The organism is Klebsiella sp. 2-CIP_Kleb., from assembly GCF_050378715.1.
GTDB classification, from domain to species: domain Bacteria; phylum Pseudomonadota; class Gammaproteobacteria; order Enterobacterales; family Enterobacteriaceae; genus Klebsiella; species Klebsiella quasipneumoniae.
On record NZ_JBNRLG010000001.1, the window covers coordinates 737777 to 756693 of the forward strand.

Genomic DNA, 18917 nt, shown 5'->3' on the forward strand with positions numbered 1-18917 from the left:
TGCATTTATTTTGCATAAAAATACACACACTGACTTTTATATGCAACCGGAAACCTTCCCGCTGGTGAATTATCTTATCAACTGCCGCGTTTACCGCCGGATTTACCAATGGCCCGGTGCAGGTCGTTGATTCGCTTCAGGGATTTCACCGTTTTTTGTGGCGTGGTGGAGGCCACCGACAGAACAATCATCTCCAGACAGACCAGCACCGTGCCGTGCAGCGGCATCCGGCTACTGTCCCCGCCGCGCGGGACGTCAATCACCACCTGCGCCTCCTGGCTGAAGCGCGAGTCCACCGCCTGGGTCAGCAGGATGGTCGGAATACCCAAGCGCTTCGCCTCGCGCAGGGTGGTCATCCCCTCACGATGGGGCGATTTTTGCCCCATCATGATCAGCACATCGCCGCGCTGCAGGCCGATGAGCTGCTCGGCGAGGCTGAAACCCGTGCGGTTCATCACATACGCCGGCAGGCCAATGCGGCTGAACAGCCGGGCGGTGTACTCGGCGAGGATCCCCGAGGCGCCGATACCGAAGATCCCCACCTGGCGTGCGTCGCTGAGCAATGCCACCGCCTGAGCCACCGCCGCGCGGTTGTCAGCCCGCGACAGGACCTCGCAAACCCGTTGATGGCCTTCCAGCACAAAATCAATACTGGAATTGACGTCGCTGGAGAGCGCGGTGACCGTGGAGCGCATCTTTTCCGCCGAGGTGACCGAGGTGCCGAACCAGCGCTCCATGGTCTGCTTAAGCTCGCGCAGCCCGGCGAAGCCCAGCGCCTGGATGGCGCGCACCACCGTGGCGTCGGAGGTCTGGGTCGCAGCGGCGATCTCCATTGCCGTCTGCTCCAGCACCACCTCGCGGTTGTCGTTGATATAGCTGACCACGGCCCGTAGCCGGGGGGAAAGCTGGTGCGCCCGGGCGCGATAGCGTTCGCCGAACAGGTCGACTTTGCCCTTCTCTTTTTTTATCGCGCTTTTCATTTGGCCTCCGCCGGGAGCGGCCTGCCGGCAATATGCGACTGCACCTGGGCCACCATCAGGGAGAGCGCGGCGTAGGAGTTGGAGATCACCTCCTCCCGCGGCAGTAAAATATAGTGCCCGGTGCGGCAGGCGCGCATAAAATCGCACCAGCCGGGCATCACCGCTTCCATCGCCTGCAGCTCATCCTGTGGCTTGCCGCCGGTATCCGACCGCCAGGTGGCGAAGACAAAATCGGCGTCCAGCTCCGGCAGCTGTTCCGCGCTGACGTCAATACGCTGGCCATCGGGGATCCGCTCAATCAGCGGCGGAAAGCGGAACCCGGCGTCGCGCAGCACCCGGCCCAGGGCATGATACGAATGATGCACCGTGACCTTGCCATTGTTCGCCTGGATCACCGAGACGGTGTACTGAGAAGGGTTGACCATCGCTTTCAGCTGCTTGATTTGTTCCTGATAACGGCGCTCAAGGATCGCCAGCCGCGGCTGGGTGCTGGTCAGCTGGGCCAGCTTGCGGTAAATATCCGGGGCGCTGCCCTGCAGATGGTCGATACTCACCGTCGGGGCAATCTTCTCCAGCTGCTCCACCGACACGTGGCGACTGGGCTCGGTGATGATCAGATCCGGCCTGACGGCAGCCACCGCTTCCAGATCGATATCGGCGGTGCCAATAAAGCGGATATCGCTGTTATCGAAATCGACACCGGTGAGCTGGGCGCTGGAGCGCAGATAGTGGCTGCCGTCCGGGCGCGTGCGGCCGTGGCTGGCGATCGGTGGTACCCCGAGCTCAATCAGCGGAATAGTAATATCGAGATCGTGCATCGAAACAATGCGCTGCGGATGCAGCGGGACGGTGACCGTGCGGCCTAAATCATCGGTAAAAGTTTGAGTATGTGGGTCGGCGGCGCTGACGGCCCCCGTCAGCAACAGCAGCAATGAGACGAACCAACGCATAATACCTTCCTGATTAAAGGGCATCACGGCGACGCCAGAGCAAGACAACAAAGAACGGGCAGCCCACCAGGGCAATCACAATCCCCGCCGGGATCTGCAGCGGCGCAAACGCCAACCGGCCAAGGGTATCGGTCGCCAGCACCAGCAAGGCGCCAATCAGGGCGCTGCCGCTCAGCAGCGAGACCTGGCCGCCGCGCAGCACGAAACGCGCCATATGCGGCGCCATCAGGCCCACAAAGCCCAGGCTGCCGACGCAGGAGACGCTGGCCGAGGTCAGCAGCACCGGGGCGAAAAAGCGCAGCAGAGTCAACTGCTGCAGACGCACCCCGAGGCCGATGGCGGTTCGGTCGCCCAGCAGCGCCGCGTCCGCCGCCCGGGCGGTACAGAACAGGATGATGGCCCCGGGCAGCGCCCAGCAAAAGGCCACCGCCAGCAGCGGCCAGGTGGCGGCCTGCAGGCTGCCCGCCAGCCAGATCATCGCCGTCTGCACGTCGCGTACGTCGGCGGTGGTCATAAAGATGCCGACCGCCGCCGCCAGGGTCCAGGAGACGCCGATGCCAATTAAAATAAAGCGCGGCCGCGAGCAGTCGCGGGCCAGCGTCAGGACCAGCAGGGCCACCGCCACGCCACCGACCATCCCCGCCAGCGGCCGCCAGACCAGGCCTACCGCCGGGAAAAACAGCACCAGCGCCAGGACCACGATGCTGGCCCCCTCTTTAACGCCGATCAGCCCCGGGTCGGCCAGCCCGTTGCGGGTGATACTCTGCATCGCCGCGCCGGCCAGCCCCAGCATGGCCCCGCACAGTAGCGCCATCAGGATCCGCGGCAGGCGGATATCAAACAGAATAAAGCGCGGCTGCTCGCCCATCTCCTGTGGCGCCAGCAGGGCCTGCGCCAGCGTCGATGCGGGCAGCGGATAGCTGCCGCGGCTGAGGCTGTACAGCCCGAGCGCCAGCAGCATCAGCAGCATGAAGGCGGCAATTTTCAGCGCCGCCGGGCGCAGCAGCAGCTGGCGGGAAGCGAAAAGCAGCGGCCGAAAACCGGCCCGGTGAACGGCGCGCGTCATTTAAAAAACCTCGCGGCGATAAAGATAAACAGCGGTGCGCCCACCAGGGCGGTCATCGCCCCGGTGGCCAGCTCCTGCGGCGCGACCAGCGTCCGGGCGGCGATATCTGCCAGGAGCAGCACCAGCGCCCCTACCGGCGCCGCCAGGGGCAGCGCCAGGCGGATATCTTCCGTCACCAGACGGCGCACCACGTGCGGCACCACCAGCCCGACGAAGCCGATCGGTCCGGCCACCGCCACCGCCGCGCCGCAGAGCAGCGCAATCGCCAGCAGGCCCAGCAGCCGCGTCTGGACGAGGTTCACGCCGAGGCCCAGCGCCACCTTATCCCCCAGAGCCAGCACGTTAAGGCGCGGGGCAAGGAACAGCGCGACGCCAAGGCCGATCAGCGCCGGGACCAGCGCCGTCCACAGCGTGCTCCAGTTCAGCCCGGCCAGATCGCCCGCCAGCCAGGTGCGCATCGCCAGCAGCGTTTGTTCATCGAGAATTAATATCGCCGCCGTCACCGCCGACGCAAACGCCGACAGCGCTACCCCGCACAGCGTGATGCGCAGCGGCGTCGCTCCGCCGCGACCGGCAGAGGCCAGCACCATCACCCCGCCGAACAGCAGTGCCGCGCCGCAGGCGGCGGTCAGCGGCCGCGCGGCGGGGAAAGCGCCGAGAGAGAGCCCCAGCGCGGAGGTCGCCACCACTGCCAGCGACGCGCCGGCGTTAAGGCCGAGGATATGCGGCTCGCCCAGCGGGTTGCGGATCACCGTCTGTAGCAGCAGCCCGGCGACGCCGAGCACCGCGCCGGTCAGCAGCGCCGCCGCCAGCCGCACCAGGCGCAGTTCGACGATAATCCGCTGCTCGAAATTGCGCGGATTGTACTCCAGCAGCGCCTGCAGCACCGTCTGCGGGGCGATCCAGCGGGCGCCCAGGCCAAGATGCACCAGCGAACCGGCGATAAGCAGCAGCGTAAGCAGGAGCAGCGCCAGTCGGGGACGGGCGCGCCGCCGCGCGGAAAGCAGGATAGTCACGCTCATTGCGCCGCCGCCTGGCGGGCGCGAAACGGCATAAAGAAGGGTTTGCCGGTTTGCGGGTTAATCGACATCTGCACGTCAACGTCAAACACGCGTTTAATCAGCTCAGGGCTACAGGCTTCGTTGTCGCTAATCGTACCGGCGATGCGCCCCTGTTTGAGAAACACCAGCAGATCGGCGTAGTTCACGGCAAAGTTGAGGTCATGGAGCACCGTCACCACCGTGCGGCCATGTTCGCGGGTCAGGGTCTGGAGCAGCTCGAGAATATCGACCTGATAGCGCAGGTCGAGCCAGGTGGTCGGCTCATCGAGCAGAATGGTGGCCGTTTGCTGGGCCAGCGCCATGGCGATCCAGCAGCGCTGACGCTGGCCGCCGGAGAGGCTGTCCACCGGCAGATGAGCGAACTCGCGCGTGCCCGTTAAGCGCAGCGCCTCCTCCACCGCCAGCTCATCGGCGTCTGACCACTGGCGCATCAGACCCTGCCACGGATAGCGCCCACGCGAGACCAGCTCGAAAACCGTTAACCCTTCCGGGGTCAGCGGCGATTGCGGCAGGATGCCGAGCTGGCGCGAGACGGCCTTCGTCGGCATCTGATGAATGGCTTGCCCGTCCAGACGCACGCAGCCGCCGAGCGGCTTCAGCATCCTGGCGATAGTCGACAACAGCGTGGATTTGCCGGAGCCGTTCGCCCCTGCCAGCACCGTCATTTTGCCGCTGGGGATGGTCAGGTTGATGTCGTCAACGATCAGGGTCTGGCCGTAGCCGGCTGACAGGGCATCCAGTACGATCCCCTGCTCTGCAGGTGTCACCCGCTGTGGCATAACTCGCTCCTGCGCCGCAGCGTTCCAGGCGATGGCTGGACATTCTGCAGTCAAATCAAAATAAATCTCATTCTCTTTTGATCATGACGGGGATGAATGTAGTAGTCAATAGTCGCCATCGTCTTCCTGCGGGGACGCTGACTACAGCGAGGCTGCGCCAACGCAAAATAATTTAAATAAAATAATATCAAATAGATAACTACATAATGCTCCCTACTGGAGGCGTTTAAAACGTCCTGTTCCTCGCCGCTGAAATTTTATCTTGCATAACGTTTACTACTACATTCCTTCATGGTTGAATGATTCTCAATTACACATATAAAGGCGCGTTCAGACGCTAAACCACGTGTTTTTATTATTCAGGGCAATGATTTTATTGGCTTTATCTGACCGCAAAGGCAGATTCGTTCACGAGAAAAAGATAATGACTCAACCCCATGTCGCCTTCACCTCGTTGCAAGGGCGGGCGCTTTTTTCGCTTCTTTTTTTGGCCTCACCGGGATTAATGGCCGCAGAAAATCACGCGGCGAAAGATAACAACGATGCGGAAGAGACCATCACCGTGGTGGCCAACGACGCCCGGCAGAGCGCCACCAGCGGCTATCAACCGCTCAGCTCCTCTACCGCGACGTTGACCTCAATGCCGCTGCTGGATATTCCGCAGGTGGTGAATACCGTCAGCGATCGGGTTCTCGAAGATCAGCACGCCACCTCGCTCGATGAGGCGCTGTATAACGTGGCCAACGTGGTGCAGACCAACACCCTTGGCGGCACCCAGGACGCCTTTACCCGCCGCGGCTTCGGCGCCAACCGCGACGGCTCGATCATGACCAACGGTCTGCGCACCGTGCTGCCGCGCAGTTTTAACGCCGCCACCGAACGGGTGGAAGTCCTGAAGGGGCCAGCTTCGACGCTGTACGGTATCCTCGACCCCGGCGGGCTGATCAACGTCATCACCAATCGGCCTGAGCGGCAGTTCTCTGGTTCGGTTTCCGCGACGTCCACCAGCTTTGGCGGCGGCACCGGCAGCGTCGACGTCACCGGCCCCATCGAAGGCACGAATCTGGCGTACCGGCTGATCGGCGAATATCAGAATGAGGATTACTGGCGCAACTTTGGTAAAAACAAAAGCCGCTTTATCGCCCCTTCCCTGACCTGGTTTGGCGACCGGGCGACGGTGACCGCGTCCTATTCGCACCGCGACTACAGCGCCCCCTTCGACCGCGGCACTATCTTCGATCTCAATACCGGGCATGCGGTGAACGTCGATCGCAAAACCCGCTTCGATGAAGCCTTTAATATTACCGATGGCTATTCCGACCTCGCCCAGCTCAACGCCGAGTATCGCCTTAACGACGCCTGGACCGCGCGCTTCGATTACAGCTACAGCCAGGATCACTACAACGATAACCAGGCGCGAGTGGTGGCCTATGATTCGGCGACCGGCAACCTCACCCGCCGGGTTGACGGTACCCATGGCTCCACGCAGAAGATGCACTCGACCCGCGCCGACCTGCAGGGCAACGTGGTGGTGGGTGGCTTTTATAACGAACTGCTGACCGGCGTCGCCTATGAGAATTACGATCTGCTGCGCACCGATATGCTGCGCTGCAAGAACGTGAAAGGCTTTAACATCTATCATCCGGTCTACGGCACCCTGGACACCTGCAATACCGTCTCCGCGTCCGACAGCGATCAGCGGATCCAGCAGGAGAGCTATGCCGCTTACGTGCAGGACGCGCTGTACCTCACCGACAACTGGATCGCCGTCGCCGGCGTGCGCTACCAGTATTACACCCAGTACGCCGGTAAAGGCCGACCGTTTAACGTCAATACCGACAGCCGCGATGAGAAATGGACGCCGAAAGCCGGCCTGGTCTACAAAGTGACGCCGAACGTGTCGCTGTTCGCCAACGTCGCCCAGTCGTTTATGCCGCAGTCGTCGATCGCCAGCTATATCGGCGAGCTGCCGCCGGAAGAGTCCACCGCCTACGAAGTGGGCGCCAAATTCGACCTGCTGGAGGGCATTACCGCCAATATCGCGCTGTTTGATATCCATAAGCGCAACGTGCTGTACACCGAGAGTATTGGTGATGAGACGGTGGCGAAAACCGCGGGCAAGGTGCGTTCCCAGGGCGTGGAAGTGGACCTGGCCGGGTCCATCACCGATAACCTCAGCGTGATCGCCAGCTACGGCTACACCGACGCCAAAGTGCTGGAAGATCCGGATTACGCCGGGAAACCGCTGCCAAACGTACCGAAACATACCGGCTCGCTGTTCCTGACCTATGACATTCATAACGTCTATAACAGCAATACCCTGACCGTCGGCGGCGGCGGTCATGCGGTCAGCAAGCGCTCCGGCACCAACGGCGCGGATTATTATCTGCAGGGCTATGCGGTGGCGGATGTGTTCGCCGCCTATAAGATGAAGCTGCAGTATCCGGTGACGCTGCAGGTGAACGTGAAGAACCTGTTTGATAAGACCTATTACACCTCTTCCATCGGCACCAATAACCTCGGTAACCAGATTGGCGATCCACGTGAGGTGCAGTTCACGGTGAAGATGGATTTTTAACCCTTACCCTGGCAACGGATGTCGATTGCCGGGCGGCGCTGCGCTTGCACCGGCCTACGGTCCTTCCCCTCGAGTTCGTAGGCCCGGTAAGGCGCAGCCGCCACCGGGCAATGCGTTCACCTTACCAGTCCTCCTCCTGGCCGAGGATGCGCAATATATCCTGACGATGCTGCAGCAGCTGCGGGTTATCGCGATGGCGGGGAAAGGCCAGCGGCAAGGCGAACTCGGCGATAATCCGCCCCGGACGCGGCGACATCACCAGCACCCGCTCGCACAGCAGCAGCGCCTCTTCGATATCGTGGGTCACCAGCAGGCTGGTATAACCCTGCTGCTGCCAGAGGGCGATCAGCTCCCGCTGCATACTGATGCGGGTCAGCGAGTCCAGCTTGCCCAGCGGTTCGTCGAGCAGCAGCAGGCGCGGCTCGTTCAACAACGCGCGCGCCAGCGCGGCGCGCTGCGCCATCCCCCCTGACAGCTGCCGCGGCCACGCCTCGCTGAAGGCCTGCAGCCCGATGCGGTCAATCAGCGCGTCGGCCTTGGCTTCCAGCCCCCTTTTGCCCTGCGCCTGCGGGCCCAGCAGTACGTTCTGCCGCACCGTCAGCCACGGATAGAGCGTCGGATCCTGAAACACCAGTATGCGTTCCGGCCCCGGAGCGCCGAGCGGCGCGCCGTCGAACTGCATCTGTCCGCTCTGCGGCGCTTCCAGCCCGGCCAGCAGCCGCAGCAGGGTGGATTTACCGCAGCCGGAAGGACCCAGCAGCGCCACGCTTTCCCCCGGCCGCAGCTGCAGGCTGATATTCTCCAGCACCGGCACCGCCTGTTTGCCGAGCGTAAACGCGTGATGAAGATGGCTTATCGATACCGCCGCGCCGCGCGCTATCGTCTGCGAACCTGACGTCGCGGTTACCATTGCATCCCTCCCCGCTGCCAGCTCAGCAGCTTATCGCGCAGCATAAATAATCCGCTAATCAGGCCGGAGCACAGCAAGGCCATCACCAGCAGCGCGGCGTACATATTGGGATAGGCCGCCCAGCCCTGGGCCCACTGGAGGTAAAAGCCGATCCCCGACTTCACCCCGACCATTTCAGCCACAATCAGCACCGAAAACGACGCGCCAAGCCCCATAAACAGGCCGACAAAGACGTTCGGCAGCGCGGCGGGGATCGCCACCCGCAGGATCAGGAAACGCTGGCTGGCGCCGAGGGTCCGCGCCACGTCGTACCATGCCTTGTCAATGCCAATGACCCCGGACCAGGTCAGCACCGTGACCGGGAACCAGGTGCTCAGCGCAATCAAAAACACACTGGCGCCGAAGCTTGACGGAAAAATAAACAGGCACAGCGGCAGCAGCGCGGTAGACGGCACCGGCCCCAGCAGGCGTAACACCGGATGGACCCAGTAGCCAATCCGTTGCGACCAGCCAATGGCCAGACCGGTGATGAACCCGCTGCTGGTGCCGAGCAGCACGCCGAGCCCCAGCAGCCCCAGGGAGTGCAACAGGCTGTCGAGCAGACGCGGCCAGTCATCATGCAGCACCTCGATCAGCGCCTGCGGCGGCGCGAAAAACGGCACCGGCAGCACGCCGCTCTTGGCGGTCAGCCCTTCCCAGGCAGCGAACAGCACCGGCAGCAGCGCCAGCCACTTGCCGGCATGCCGCACGCGCGCGCCGCGCGCTCGCCAGTAGCGATAGCTCAGCGCCAGCAGCAGCAAGCCGCCGCCGAAGGTGAACTGCGCCAGCGCCCAGCCCTCGCTAAACGGCCAGCGCCGCCCGGCATCGGGCCAGGTCAGAGTAAACAGACCGCCCAGCAGCCACAGCGCGGCGGCCAGCAGCCCTTCTCCCCACAGCGGCGCGCGGCCGGTGGGGCGCGCCAGAGCCTGCTCAAGCGAAGACGTTGGCATAGATACTCTCCGCAAACTGATGGGGATCGGTGCCCGGTTTGATCACCTGCACCCGCTGCAGGTCGACCGCGTACTGCGTCAGCTCTTTCACGAACGCCTCACCCACCGCGTGGTGGCCGTGCCCCTGCCCGTGCAGAATGCCGCTCACCTCCGCTTCATTGGTATTGAGCGCATGGGCAAGGAAGGATTGCGCCACGCTTTCCGGGTGTTCTGCGGCATAGCTGTGCGCTTCAAGGATCGCCTGAGTGAGCGCCGCGGCGGCCGGTTTATGGTCCCGCGCCAGGCTCCCGCTCACCCCCAGCACGCAGCAGCTGAGGTTGGCATAATCTCCGGTCATATTGCTGGCGACAAGCTGATACTTGCCGGTCTCCAGCAGCCGATAGCTGAACGGCTCGCTGCCGCTGATGGCGGCGATTTCGCGCTTGTCCAGCGCCACGCTGAGCAGATCCGCCGGGTAGACTTTCCACTGCACGTCGCTGATCGGGTCGATACCGTGGCGCTTAAGCAGAATGGCGAAGAAGTTTTTATCCGGCCCGGCCATGTCGGTGACGCCGATGGTTTGTCCCTTCAGGCTCTCGAGGCCGCCGAACGGCGAGTCTTTGGCCGTCAGCAGGTTCAGACAGCCGCCGTGGGTCCCGGCGGTGAGCTTGACGTCAAAACCCTGCTCCAGCGCCTTCAGCCAGCGCAGCGCCATCCCCACCCCGGCGTCGGCCTTGCCGGTGGCGATCGCCTCCAGCAGCACATCGGTGGAGTTACCGAAGTTAACAAACTCAACGTCGAGGTTATATTTACTGAAAATCTTCTGCTGCTCGGCGACGGCGACCGGCGCGAGGCATACCGCGCTTTTATTGATCGCCAGCTTGATCTTGTACGGCTCTGGCAGGCGCAGCGCCGGATGGGCATCGCCGCTGGCCATCTCCGCCATATCGTGAGCCCACAGCGGCAGAGAAACCCCGGCCAGCGCCAGGCCGCCGCTAAGCTGTAAAAAACGGCGGCGGGAAAAAGCGGATCGGCTCATGGCGTCACCTCCGCGTGGGCCGGCGCGGCGGGCACGCTAAAGCTGGGGTCAAAGGTCGGCTTCACGTCCAGCCGGGTGCGGATCAGGCCGTTGGCGAGATAAAAGTCCGCCGTCGCCTGCTGCTGGGTCACGGTTTCCTCTGCCAGCGGCTGCCACTGCGACTGGCGGTTGGCAAACTGTGCGCGGGCGATCTCCGCCGGGAAGCGGATGATCTCCCCCAGCGTTTTGCCGTAGCTGTCGAGATTGGCGTAGGCCCAGCGCTCGGCGCCGGCCAGGCGCTGGAGATAATCCTGCAGCGCGGCGCGCTTTTGCGGATCGTTAAGCGCGGAATCCGTTGCCGCAAGGAAGGTATTCCCCGGCAGCAGCCCTTTGCCGCTCACCAGGATCTGCCCCTCGTTGGTCTTCACCATCTGGGTGGTGTAGGGCTCCCAGGTCGCCCAGGCGTCCACCGAACCGTTAAGCAGCGCCACTTTGGCGTCCACCGGGCCGAGGAACACCCACTGCACCTCCTTCGGCGAGATGCCCGCCTGCTCGAGCGCTTTCAGCGCCACGAAATGACCAATCGACCCTTTGCCGGTGGCAATGCGCTTGCCTTTTAACCCGGCGGCGGTTTTTATCGCGCTGCCGGGGGAAACCAGCACTGCGGTCCCCGCCGGGTTGCTTTTGTCCACGGCAATCGCTTTCACCGGCGCGCCGTTAGCCAGGGCGAAGAGCAGCGGCGCATCGCCGATGATCCCCGCGTCCACCGCGCCCGCGTTAAGGGCTTCCGCCAGCGGTGCGGCGGCCGGGAACTCGGCCCACTTAATGTCGTAAGGGAGATTTTGCAGGGCGTTGGCCGCCTCCAGCTGCGAACGCATGCCGCCTTTTTGATCGGCGATGCGCAGGGTAAGCCGCTCCTGCGCCGTCGCGTAACCGCCCAGCGCCAGCAGCATCAGCGCTGCCGCCACCCGGCCTGAGAATGATAGACGCATCGTGATTATCCTTGTGATTGAAAGACGAAGTGGCCGGCTGCCAGCCAGGCGCTGTCGCTCTGCGGGGTATGCACCCGGCCGCAGAGCACATTACGGTAGTGGCGTTCCAGCGGGTTCTGTCGGCTGAGGCCATGATTACCGGTCAACTCGAGCGCGATATTCACCGCCTGAATGGCGTTGTCGGTAATGGTGACTTTCGCCAGATTGGCCTCGATGGCGGAAAAGCGCAGCGCGGCGGCCTGCTCCAGCAGGCTGCGGTTCACCAGCAGCAGCCCGGCGATCTGTCCGACCTTCTCCTGCACCCGCGGCAGGCGGGAAAGCGGATGGCCGAGGCCCGCAGGCACCCGCCCCGTCAGCCACCTCACCAGCCAGTGGTGAGCGGCGCGGGCGATGCCGTCATAGATCGCCGCCAGCAGCGCCGTCTGCCGGTTGGCGAACAGGCGCAACGGTTCCGCCTGGGCAGCGGGTGGCGCATCGACCGGCCAGACATCCACCGCGTTCTCTGCCGCCACCCGCACGTGGCGAAAAATCACCTCATGGCTGCCGGTGGCCCGCATCCCGGCGTGATCCCAGCTTTTCACCACGCTAATCCCGGCGCTGTCGCCAGGCACCAGCCAGGTGCCCACCCGCGGCGGGTTATCATCGCTTCTCGCCCATACCGCCAGCCAGCGTAGCCCTTCAATGCCGGTGGTATAGATTTTATGACCGTTGATGTCCCAGCCGTCCGCGCAGCGGCTCGCCACGGTGTCCGGCAGGCCGCCGCGCGCCGGGGAACCCAGCTCCGGCTCAACGCGCAGGCTGTTGATCAGGCCACCGCGTTCGACGGCGTCGTGAAAAACCTGCTGGCGCAGCGGCGCGTGCCAGGCGTCGTTTTCCGCCAGCCGCAAATGGTGCAGATACTGCATGCAGACGATCAGCGCCGTCGCCGGCTCACCCCAGGCGATGGCGGCGATGGCCTGCTGCAGCTGGGCCAGGCTGGCGCCCGCGCCGCCGTAAGCACGCGGCACGGCGAGGCTTAACCAGCCCCCCGCGCGCAGGTGGTCGATATTGCGCCAGGGAAAGTCGCCGCTGGCGTCGAGGCTGGCCGCCTGCTCCGCCATCTGTTGGCGTACCGCCGTCAGCTGCTGCGCCCAGTCGTCGCGCTCAGGATGGATCACGATGCGCGCTCCGCCACCGCACGCCGCGCGGCTTTTTCCCGAGCGATCGGCAACAGCGCCCGGCCGTAGTCTGCCGCATCGTTCAGCGGGTCGAATCCGCGGATCAGGAAGTTGCGCACCCCGAGGTCGTAGTAATCGAGCAGCGCATCGGCCACCTGCTCCGGAGTACCCACCAGGGCGGTTGAGTTATGCCCGCCGCCCACCAGCTGGGCGATGCCGGTCCACAGGCGTTTGTCCACCACTCTGCCCTGCGCGGCGGTGGCCCGCAGCCGCTGGGCGCCGATGCTGTCCGGTTTGGCCTTGAAACCGCCCCCGCGCTGCGCCGCCTGCTCGGTGGCGACATGCAGGATATGCTCAGCTTTCTCCCAGGCCTCGGCTTCGCTGTCGGCGATAATCGGCCGGAACGAGACGCTGAAACCGATGTCACGCTGGTGTTTCGCCGCTTCGGCGCGCACGCGCTGGATGGTCTCGCCGGTTTGCGCCAGCGACTCGCCCCACAGGGCGAAGACGTCGGCGTGTTTGCCGGCGACGGCGATGGCCGCTGCCGACGAACCGCCGAAGTAGATGGGAAGATGCGGCTTTTGCAGCGGATGAATAGCTGACCAGGCCTGTTCGGCCTGATAAAACTCGTTGTGAATATCGACAGGCTGCTCGCTGGTCCACACCTGGCGCACCACGTCGAGGAAGGCGTCGGTGCGGGCATAGCGCTGGTCGTGGTCGAGGTAATCGCCGTCCCGGCGCTGCTCGGCGTCATTGCCGCCGCTGATGATATGCACTGCCAGCCGGCCCCCCAGCAGATGCTCAAGGGTGGCGAATTTGCGCGCGGCGAGGGTCGGCGATACAAAACCGGGGCGATGGGCCAGCAGGTACTGAATTTTCTGCGTCGACAGTCCGGCCAGGGCGGTTACCAGAAAGCCGTCGGGTTGATCGGACCAGTGACCCACCAGCAGGCGATCGAACCCGGCGGCTTCATGGGTTTGCGCGAAGCGAACAATATAGTCGCGGTCAAAGATCGGCCCCACCGGGGCAATCGTTTCGGAAGAAAGGCGGTGGCCAATCATGCCAAGAAACTGAATGCTCATGAACAACTCCTTGCGTCAGGGTAATGGAGTGGCCGCGACGGCGGCGCTGGTCATTACCCTATACAGAGTGTGTTAATGAACAAAATGCATTTTTAGCATATCTTAATATGCAAGGCTTGCATTAATAGAAAATGAATAGTTTTTTCAGTCGGATACTGTCAGCTGCTGCACCACTTTGCTGGCGAAAAAGATCAGCGGCGACTGCAGGTTGGCCAGATACTGAGCGTGGATCAGCCACAGCGACACCGCAGGCTGAAAATCGCTGAGGTTGACGACCTCGATCTCGTCCCGCCACGGGCTGGCCGCCAGCGCCGCCCGCGGCACCAGACCCAGCCCCAGTCCCTGCGCCACCAGCGCCATCTGCAGCTGGGCGCCCGCGCTCTCGACGTTAAGCTTCAGGCGCAGGCCCTGGCTTTGCAGCTCGCGGATGAGCCCGGCGCGCAGGCCACAGCCATCGGGGTTAAGGATCCAGCCCTGTTCGACGCACTCCCGCAGCGACGACGCCCGCAGATTCAGCCGCCGGGCGGCAATCGGCACCACCTCCAGGGGGCACAGCAGACGCCCGCTGTAGCCCTCGGCGAGGGTCTGCTGGGCGGGGCCCATCGCCAGCATCCCGTCCAGTTCGCCGTTTTCCAGCCGGCGCTGCAGCTCTCCGCTCCAGCCGCAGGTGACCTGCGGGGACAGTGCGGAAAACTGCTGGCTCAGCGCCGCCAGCGCCGCCGGCAGCGCGATCTCGCTGATACTCTGCGGTACGCCGAGACGCAGCGCGCCGCGCGGCTCGCCTTGCGGATCCAACAGGCTGTAGAGCTTTTTCGTCTCGCGCTTAATGCTCAGGCACTGCTCGTACACCCGCTGACCGGCGGCGGTCAGGGTCAGCGGGCGGGTCTGACGCGCTAACAGCGTGACGTTCAGCTCCTGCTCCAGACGCTGCAGGCGCCGGGTGATCGCCGACTGGGTGATCCCCAGATAGTCCGCCGCCTGATTGAGGGAAGAAAACTGCACTGTGGCCAGCAGAGCGTCAATATCGTCGATGCGCATAGGATCCTTATGTGAAATTTGCATATTAATATATGCGTAAATTGCATTTAAATAATATTAACGCCTCTGTTAGCGTTTTGACCAGTCCCTCTGACAGGAAGCGCACATGACTGCACCACGACTGGAAAAATTACGCCATTTTATTCATGAGGTTGACCGTCTGCACCGGGAACACCACTCGACCGCGCCGCTGCTTGACGCCGTGGCGCAGCGGCTGGCGGCGCTGGTGCGTCACGACGACTGGCTGCCGGAAGAGTACACCCTGCCGCACCCACACCATTACCAGCAGTATCTGCTGCATGCCGACTCCGGCGAGCACTTCTCGATCGTCAGCTTCGTCTGGGGGCCGGGACAGGCGACGCCGATCCATGACCACCGGGTGTGGGGGGCCATTGGGATGCTGCGCGGCGCGGAGGAAAATCAACGCTACCAGCTGGATGCCGATGGCATACCGCGCGCGCTGGGCGCCGCCACGCTTCTGCAGGCAGGTCAGGTGGAGAAAGTCTCCGCTGACGATGGCGACATTCATCGCGTCAGCAATGCGCTGGCGGATCGCGTCTCCATCAGCATACATGTTTACGGCGGCAACATCGGCGCGGTGAAGCGCGCAGTGTATACCCCGGAAGGCCAGCAAAAACCGTTTATATCCGGCTACTCCAACCGCCATTTACCCAATATCTGGGATTCCTCCCGCGAACACCAAGGATAACCATTATGTCCACTTACGCTTATCGCCAGGCCGCCGGGATCCGTCAGGCGCTGCTCGACCGTCGTGAACTGGCGCTGATCGACGTCCGTGAAGAGGCCGATTTCGCCACCGCTCATCCACTGTTTGCCGTCAATCTGCCGCTCAGCAAACTGGAGCTGGAGGTCCGCCGGCGGATACCGCACTTCACCACCCCGATCACCGTCTACGACAACGGCGAAGGGCTGGCGGAGATCGCCGTCGAACGGCTGCGGACCTGGGGCTATCAGGATGTGGCCCTGCTGGCCGAGGGTCTCGCCGGCTGGCGCCGCAGCGGCGGCGAGCTGTTTCAGGACGTCAACTCTGCTAGTAAAGCTTTTGGCGAGCTGGTGGAAAGCGTGCGTCACACGCCGTCGCTCAGCGCCCAGGAGGTTCAGGCGCTCATCGACAGACGACAGGAGGTGGTGATCGTCGACGCCCGGCGCTTCGATGAGTACCAGACCATGAGCATCCCCGGCAGCATCAGCGTGCCCGGCGGCGAGCTGGTCCTGCGGGTGGAGAGCCTGACGCCCTCCCCGCAGACGCCGATCATCGTCAACTGCGCCGGACGCACCCGCAGCATCATCGGCACCCAGTCGCTGATCAACGCCGGGGTGCCGAACCCGGTCCATGCCCTGCGCAATGGTACTATCGGCTGGACGCTGGCTGGTCAGACGCTGGCGCACCAGCAGCAGCGGCAATACGACCCCTCCGCCCGCGCCTCTGGCGTCCGGGCCGCCGAGGCGGCGCATCTCGCCGAACGGGCCGGGGTGGCAGTCATCGATGAAGCGACGCTACAACGCTGGCGGCAGCAGAGCGACCGCACCACCTTCCTGTTTGATGTCCGCAGCCCCGAGGAGTACGCGGCGGGCCACTATCCTGGCAGCCTGAGCGCGCCAGGCGGCCAGCTGGTGCAGGAGACCGATCACTTCGCCAGCGTGCGGGGAGCGCGGATAGTGTTACTGGATGACGATGGCGTCCGGGCGGCGATGACCGGCTCGTGGCTGGCGCAGATGGGCTGGGAGACGGCGCGGCTGAGCGCGCTGTCGGCCAGCCAGCTGAGCGAGCGCGGGGTGCCGGCCGCCGAAGTGCCCCCCGCCCCGCCGGCGGAGGAGATAAGCCCGGCGCAGCTGGCGCAACAGCTGGAGGAGCCCGGTACGGTGGTGCTCGATTTTACCACCAGCGCCAACTTTGTCGCCCGCCATATCCCCGGCGCGTGGTGGCTGACGCGCTCGCAGCTGCACCAGGCCCTGGAAGCGATCCCTCCCGCGCAACGTTACGTGGTGACCTGCGGCAGCAGCCTGCTGGCCCGCTACGCGGTGCCCGAGGTGGCGGCCTTAACCGGTAAGCCGGTACAGGTATTGCGCGGCGGGACGCTGGCGTGGATCGCCGCCGGTCTGCCGCTGGCCCATGGCGACGACGGCCTCGCCGTCGAGCGCCGGGACCGCTATCGCCGTCCCTATGAAGGGACCGATAATTCCGCAGAGGCCATGCAGGCCTATCTGGAGTGGGAGTACGGCCTGGTGGATCAGCTGGCCCGCGACGGCACCCACGGTTTTCGGGTTATCTAACGCCAGCGCGCCTCAGGCCTGACGCATGATCCACGAGTACTGAAAGCTCTTCGGCGCCGGAAAATGGGTCCGGCGCCGGTAGGAGCCCAGCGATTGCGGCGTGCAATAGGTGCAGCTCCCCAGCCATTCAACGTTCGCCGGCGCCACCCCCGCCTCTGCGAAGATCGCTTCAGCGAAAGCGCGCAGATCAAACCACAGATTATCGCTGCCGCGCGCTGCGGCTTTAAGCGGATCGCTGACCGGGCCCGAACGGGAATGGAACAGCCGCTGGCGGTGCCGGGCCACCCGATCACCGCCGGGCTGGTCCAGCAGTTGCTGATAAAATCCGGCGGAGACTTCGTAACAGCAAGGGTGAATATGCGGCCCCACGGCGATGACCAGATCGGTCAGCGCCACCCCCCGCTGGCGAAAAGTCGCCAGACTGTTGTCGACAATGCCGCTGGCCAGCCCCTGCCAGCCGGCATGGACGCTGCAGACGAAGCGACCGTCGCGCGAGGCGATCAGTATCGGCAGGCAGTCGGCGGTCACCACCCCCACCTTTTGCCCGGCCACGGCGGTAAACACCGCGTCGGCGTGCGGCCGCGTCGGCAGCGGCTGCTGATAGTGATGCACCTCATTGCCATGGACCAGCTTCACCGGGGCCAATTCGGCATAGGGAAAAGCGGCGGTTTCGTGGACATCGAGAAACGCGTGGCGGATGCCAGGGATAGCGTCGAGCAAGCGGGAGCGGTAAGCCATAGAGACAATAAACGACAGGGAATGATGTCTTACCTTAGGCCAGGACACGCGGAGAGGCAAGGCGGCGGCCCGGCATTTTTCCGCCAGACCGCCGGACAGCATCAGACCATGGCCGCGCGCTGCTGGCGATGCATCAGCCAGAACACCGCCACGCCGGCCAGCACGATGCCCGGCGCTGAGGCTGCCATCACCCCGACGGTGCCGGTGCCGAGGGCCAGCATCTTGCCGGCCAGCAAAGGGCCGCTCATCGCCCCGAGGCGGCCCACCGCCACGGCGGTGCCGACCCCGGTGGCGCGGATCGCCGCGGGATAGAAGAGCGGCGCCAGCGCGTAGAGCACGCACTGGCCGCCGGTGGCGAACAGCCCGGCCACAAACCCCGCCAGCAGCATCCCGCTCAGCGTCGACGCACTGCCCAGCGCCAGCAGCGATGCCAGAATGCCGCTGTATATCAGCAGCGACATGCGCAGCGGAGTAAGCTTATCCATCAGCGCGCCCAGAAGCAAAGTACCGCAGGCGGCGCCGATCTGCAGAGAGAACATCACCCCCGCTGCCTGGCTGGCGCTGAACCCCTGGCCCACCAGCAGCATCGGCAGCCAGTTGATGAGCATATAGACCACCAGCAGGGTGAAGAAATAGCCCAGCCACAGCAGCAGCGTGGCGGCAGCATGTCCCGGGGCAAACAGGGTGCGCAGCGGTACGCTGGTCTCCACGCGCTGAAACGCCTGCGACTCCGGCAGCCAGCGCATCAACAGCGGGATCAGCAGCAGCGGGACCACGCCGCCAATCCAGAAGATGGTCTGCCAGGCCGCGGCGAGGCCAGAGAACCCCAGCGCCGCCGCCAGCGCGGCGCCAATGGGCACGCCGCAGTACATCAGGCTCACCGCCCGGCCGCGAAAGCGTGGGCCAGCGGCTTCCGAGGTTAAGGCAATCAGGTTCGGCAATGCCGCCCCCAGCCCGACGCCGGTGAGCAGGCGCGCCAGCAGCAGCGTCGGGAAGCTCCAGGCCACCGCGGTGGCCAGCGAGAACAGGCCAAACAACAGCACCGAGCTCAGCAGGATGCGTTTGCGCCCGTGGCGGTCCGCCAGCATGCCGCCCACCAGCGCGCCGGGCAGCAAGCCGAGGATCCCGGCGCTGAAGATCCAGCCCATCTGCATTTTATCCAGCGCAAAGGCCTGCGCCATGCCGACGGCGGCGATCCCCGCCGCCTGCAGATCCAGCCCCTCCATCAGGGCCACCATAAAACAGAGCCCGATGGTGACCATCAGGCGCGAGGAGTTTGCGGTCGTTATCTTGGTCATAGGGTAC

The 18917-nt window shown here is 64.2% G+C and carries 15 protein-coding genes and 2 pseudogenes; 3 read left to right on the forward strand and 14 right to left on the reverse strand.

Annotated features, from left to right (window positions below):
* Positions 1-77 precede the first annotated feature (77 nt).
* The 5 genes and pseudogenes from ACQUTP_RS03705 to ACQUTP_RS03725 all read right to left on the reverse strand — a co-directional run bounded on the left by ACQUTP_RS03705 (position 78) and on the right by ACQUTP_RS03725 (position 4836).
* A pseudogene (locus ACQUTP_RS03705) lies at positions 78-1011 on the reverse strand (MurR/RpiR family transcriptional regulator).
* Positions 977-1954 carry an ABC transporter substrate-binding protein gene (locus ACQUTP_RS03710; protein WP_074194065.1) on the reverse strand — a complete coding sequence of 326 codons (978 nt, stop codon included), beginning with the start codon at positions 1952-1954 and terminating at the stop codon, positions 977-979. The pseudogene ACQUTP_RS03705 and the gene ACQUTP_RS03710 overlap by 35 nt, the downstream one beginning before the upstream one ends.
* Positions 1944-2996, reverse strand: coding sequence for a FecCD family ABC transporter permease (locus ACQUTP_RS03715; protein WP_060655985.1), 1053 nt, complete (start codon positions 2994-2996; stop codon positions 1944-1946). Before ACQUTP_RS03715 ends, ACQUTP_RS03710 begins: the two co-directional genes overlap by 11 nt.
* Positions 2993-4018 (reverse strand): FecCD family ABC transporter permease, encoded by a 1026-nt coding sequence (locus tag ACQUTP_RS03720; protein ID WP_285754925.1) that lies wholly within the window; start codon positions 4016-4018, stop codon positions 2993-2995. The genes ACQUTP_RS03715 and ACQUTP_RS03720 overlap by 4 nt, the downstream gene beginning before the upstream one ends.
* Positions 4015-4836 (reverse strand): ABC transporter ATP-binding protein, encoded by an 822-nt coding sequence (locus ACQUTP_RS03725; protein ID WP_023318512.1) that lies wholly within the window; start codon positions 4834-4836, stop codon positions 4015-4017. Before ACQUTP_RS03725 ends, ACQUTP_RS03720 begins: the two co-directional genes overlap by 4 nt.
* A gap of 505 nt (positions 4837-5341) precedes the next feature.
* Here ACQUTP_RS03725 and ACQUTP_RS03730 point away from each other — a divergent pair.
* On the forward strand, positions 5342-7414 hold the full coding sequence (locus ACQUTP_RS03730) for a TonB-dependent siderophore receptor (protein WP_285754928.1): 2073 nt from the start codon (positions 5342-5344) through the stop codon (positions 7412-7414).
* Between the two features lie 121 nt (positions 7415-7535).
* Here ACQUTP_RS03730 and ACQUTP_RS03735 read toward each other — a convergent pair whose 3' ends face one another.
* From ACQUTP_RS03735 to ACQUTP_RS03765, 7 genes and pseudogenes are all read right to left on the reverse strand, one after another.
* On the reverse strand, positions 7536-8324 hold the full coding sequence (locus ACQUTP_RS03735; protein ID WP_017901271.1) for an ABC transporter ATP-binding protein: 789 nt from the start codon (positions 8322-8324) through the stop codon (positions 7536-7538).
* Positions 8318-9313: an ABC transporter permease gene (locus tag ACQUTP_RS03740; RefSeq protein ID WP_017901272.1), complete on the reverse strand. Its 996-nt coding sequence runs from the start codon at positions 9311-9313 to the stop codon at positions 8318-8320. Before ACQUTP_RS03740 ends, ACQUTP_RS03735 begins: the two co-directional genes overlap by 7 nt.
* Entirely contained in the window at positions 9294-10331 is a 1038-nt protein-coding gene (locus tag ACQUTP_RS03745) for an ABC transporter substrate-binding protein (RefSeq protein ID WP_032456230.1), read from the reverse strand. Before ACQUTP_RS03745 ends, ACQUTP_RS03740 begins: the two co-directional genes overlap by 20 nt.
* Positions 10328-11302, reverse strand: coding sequence for an ABC transporter substrate-binding protein (locus ACQUTP_RS03750; RefSeq protein WP_004203042.1), 975 nt, complete (start codon positions 11300-11302; stop codon positions 10328-10330). Before ACQUTP_RS03750 ends, ACQUTP_RS03745 begins: the two co-directional genes overlap by 4 nt.
* 5 nt (positions 11303-11307) lie before the next feature.
* Positions 11308-12459: an acyl-CoA dehydrogenase family protein gene (locus tag ACQUTP_RS03755; RefSeq protein ID WP_004203043.1), complete on the reverse strand. Its 1152-nt coding sequence runs from the start codon at positions 12457-12459 to the stop codon at positions 11308-11310.
* Positions 12446-13541 (reverse strand): annotated as a pseudogene (locus ACQUTP_RS03760) (LLM class flavin-dependent oxidoreductase). Before ACQUTP_RS03760 ends, ACQUTP_RS03755 begins: the two are co-directional and overlap by 14 nt.
* A 144-nt stretch (positions 13542-13685) precedes the next feature.
* Positions 13686-14579 (reverse strand): LysR family transcriptional regulator, encoded by an 894-nt coding sequence (locus ACQUTP_RS03765; RefSeq protein WP_017901276.1) that lies wholly within the window; start codon positions 14577-14579, stop codon positions 13686-13688.
* Between the two features lie 106 nt (positions 14580-14685).
* Between ACQUTP_RS03765 and ACQUTP_RS03770 the strand changes: the two genes are divergently transcribed.
* Positions 14686-15288, forward strand: coding sequence for a cysteine dioxygenase (locus ACQUTP_RS03770; protein WP_285754931.1), 603 nt, complete (start codon positions 14686-14688; stop codon positions 15286-15288).
* A gap of 5 nt (positions 15289-15293) precedes the next feature.
* Positions 15294-16874: a rhodanese homology domain-containing protein gene (locus ACQUTP_RS03775; RefSeq protein ID WP_285754933.1), complete on the forward strand. Its 1581-nt coding sequence runs from the start codon at positions 15294-15296 to the stop codon at positions 16872-16874.
* A 12-nt stretch (positions 16875-16886) separates the two neighbouring features.
* Here the strand turns inward: ACQUTP_RS03775 and ACQUTP_RS03780 are convergent, their stop codons facing one another.
* Entirely contained in the window at positions 16887-17612 is a 726-nt protein-coding gene (locus tag ACQUTP_RS03780) for a polyphenol oxidase family protein (RefSeq protein ID WP_285754935.1), read from the reverse strand.
* Positions 17613-17713: 101 nt separating this feature from the next.
* Positions 17714-18910, reverse strand: coding sequence for a 3-(3-hydroxy-phenyl)propionate transporter MhpT (mhpT, locus tag ACQUTP_RS03785; protein WP_285754936.1), 1197 nt, complete (start codon positions 18908-18910; stop codon positions 17714-17716).
* Between the last annotated feature and the right edge of the window lie 7 nt (positions 18911-18917).

Coding starts and splice junctions, on each gene's coding strand:
- ACQUTP_RS03720 (WP_285754925.1), bottom strand. CDS start 4,018: ATGAGCGTGACTATCCTGCTTTCCGCGCGGCGGCGCGCCCGTCCCCGA.
- mhpT (WP_285754936.1), bottom strand. CDS start 18,910: ATGACCAAGATAACGACCGCAAACTCCTCGCGCCTGATGGTCACCATC.
- ACQUTP_RS03730 (WP_285754928.1), top strand. CDS start 5,342: ATGGCCGCAGAAAATCACGCGGCGAAAGATAACAACGATGCGGAAGAG.
- ACQUTP_RS03735 (WP_017901271.1), bottom strand. CDS start 8,324: ATGGTAACCGCGACGTCAGGTTCGCAGACGATAGCGCGCGGCGCGGCG.
- ACQUTP_RS03780 (WP_285754935.1), bottom strand. CDS start 17,612: ATGGCTTACCGCTCCCGCTTGCTCGACGCTATCCCTGGCATCCGCCAC.
- ACQUTP_RS03710 (WP_074194065.1), bottom strand. CDS start 1,954: ATGCCCTTTAATCAGGAAGGTATTATGCGTTGGTTCGTCTCATTGCTG.
- ACQUTP_RS03775 (WP_285754933.1), top strand. CDS start 15,294: ATGTCCACTTACGCTTATCGCCAGGCCGCCGGGATCCGTCAGGCGCTG.
- ACQUTP_RS03770 (WP_285754931.1), top strand. CDS start 14,686: ATGACTGCACCACGACTGGAAAAATTACGCCATTTTATTCATGAGGTT.
- ACQUTP_RS03750 (WP_004203042.1), bottom strand. CDS start 11,302: ATGCGTCTATCATTCTCAGGCCGGGTGGCGGCAGCGCTGATGCTGCTG.
- ACQUTP_RS03740 (WP_017901272.1), bottom strand. CDS start 9,313: ATGCCAACGTCTTCGCTTGAGCAGGCTCTGGCGCGCCCCACCGGCCGC.
- ACQUTP_RS03745 (WP_032456230.1), bottom strand. CDS start 10,331: ATGAGCCGATCCGCTTTTTCCCGCCGCCGTTTTTTACAGCTTAGCGGC.
- ACQUTP_RS03725 (WP_023318512.1), bottom strand. CDS start 4,836: ATGCCACAGCGGGTGACACCTGCAGAGCAGGGGATCGTACTGGATGCC.
- ACQUTP_RS03715 (WP_060655985.1), bottom strand. CDS start 2,996: ATGACGCGCGCCGTTCACCGGGCCGGTTTTCGGCCGCTGCTTTTCGCT.
- ACQUTP_RS03765 (WP_017901276.1), bottom strand. CDS start 14,579: ATGCGCATCGACGATATTGACGCTCTGCTGGCCACAGTGCAGTTTTCT.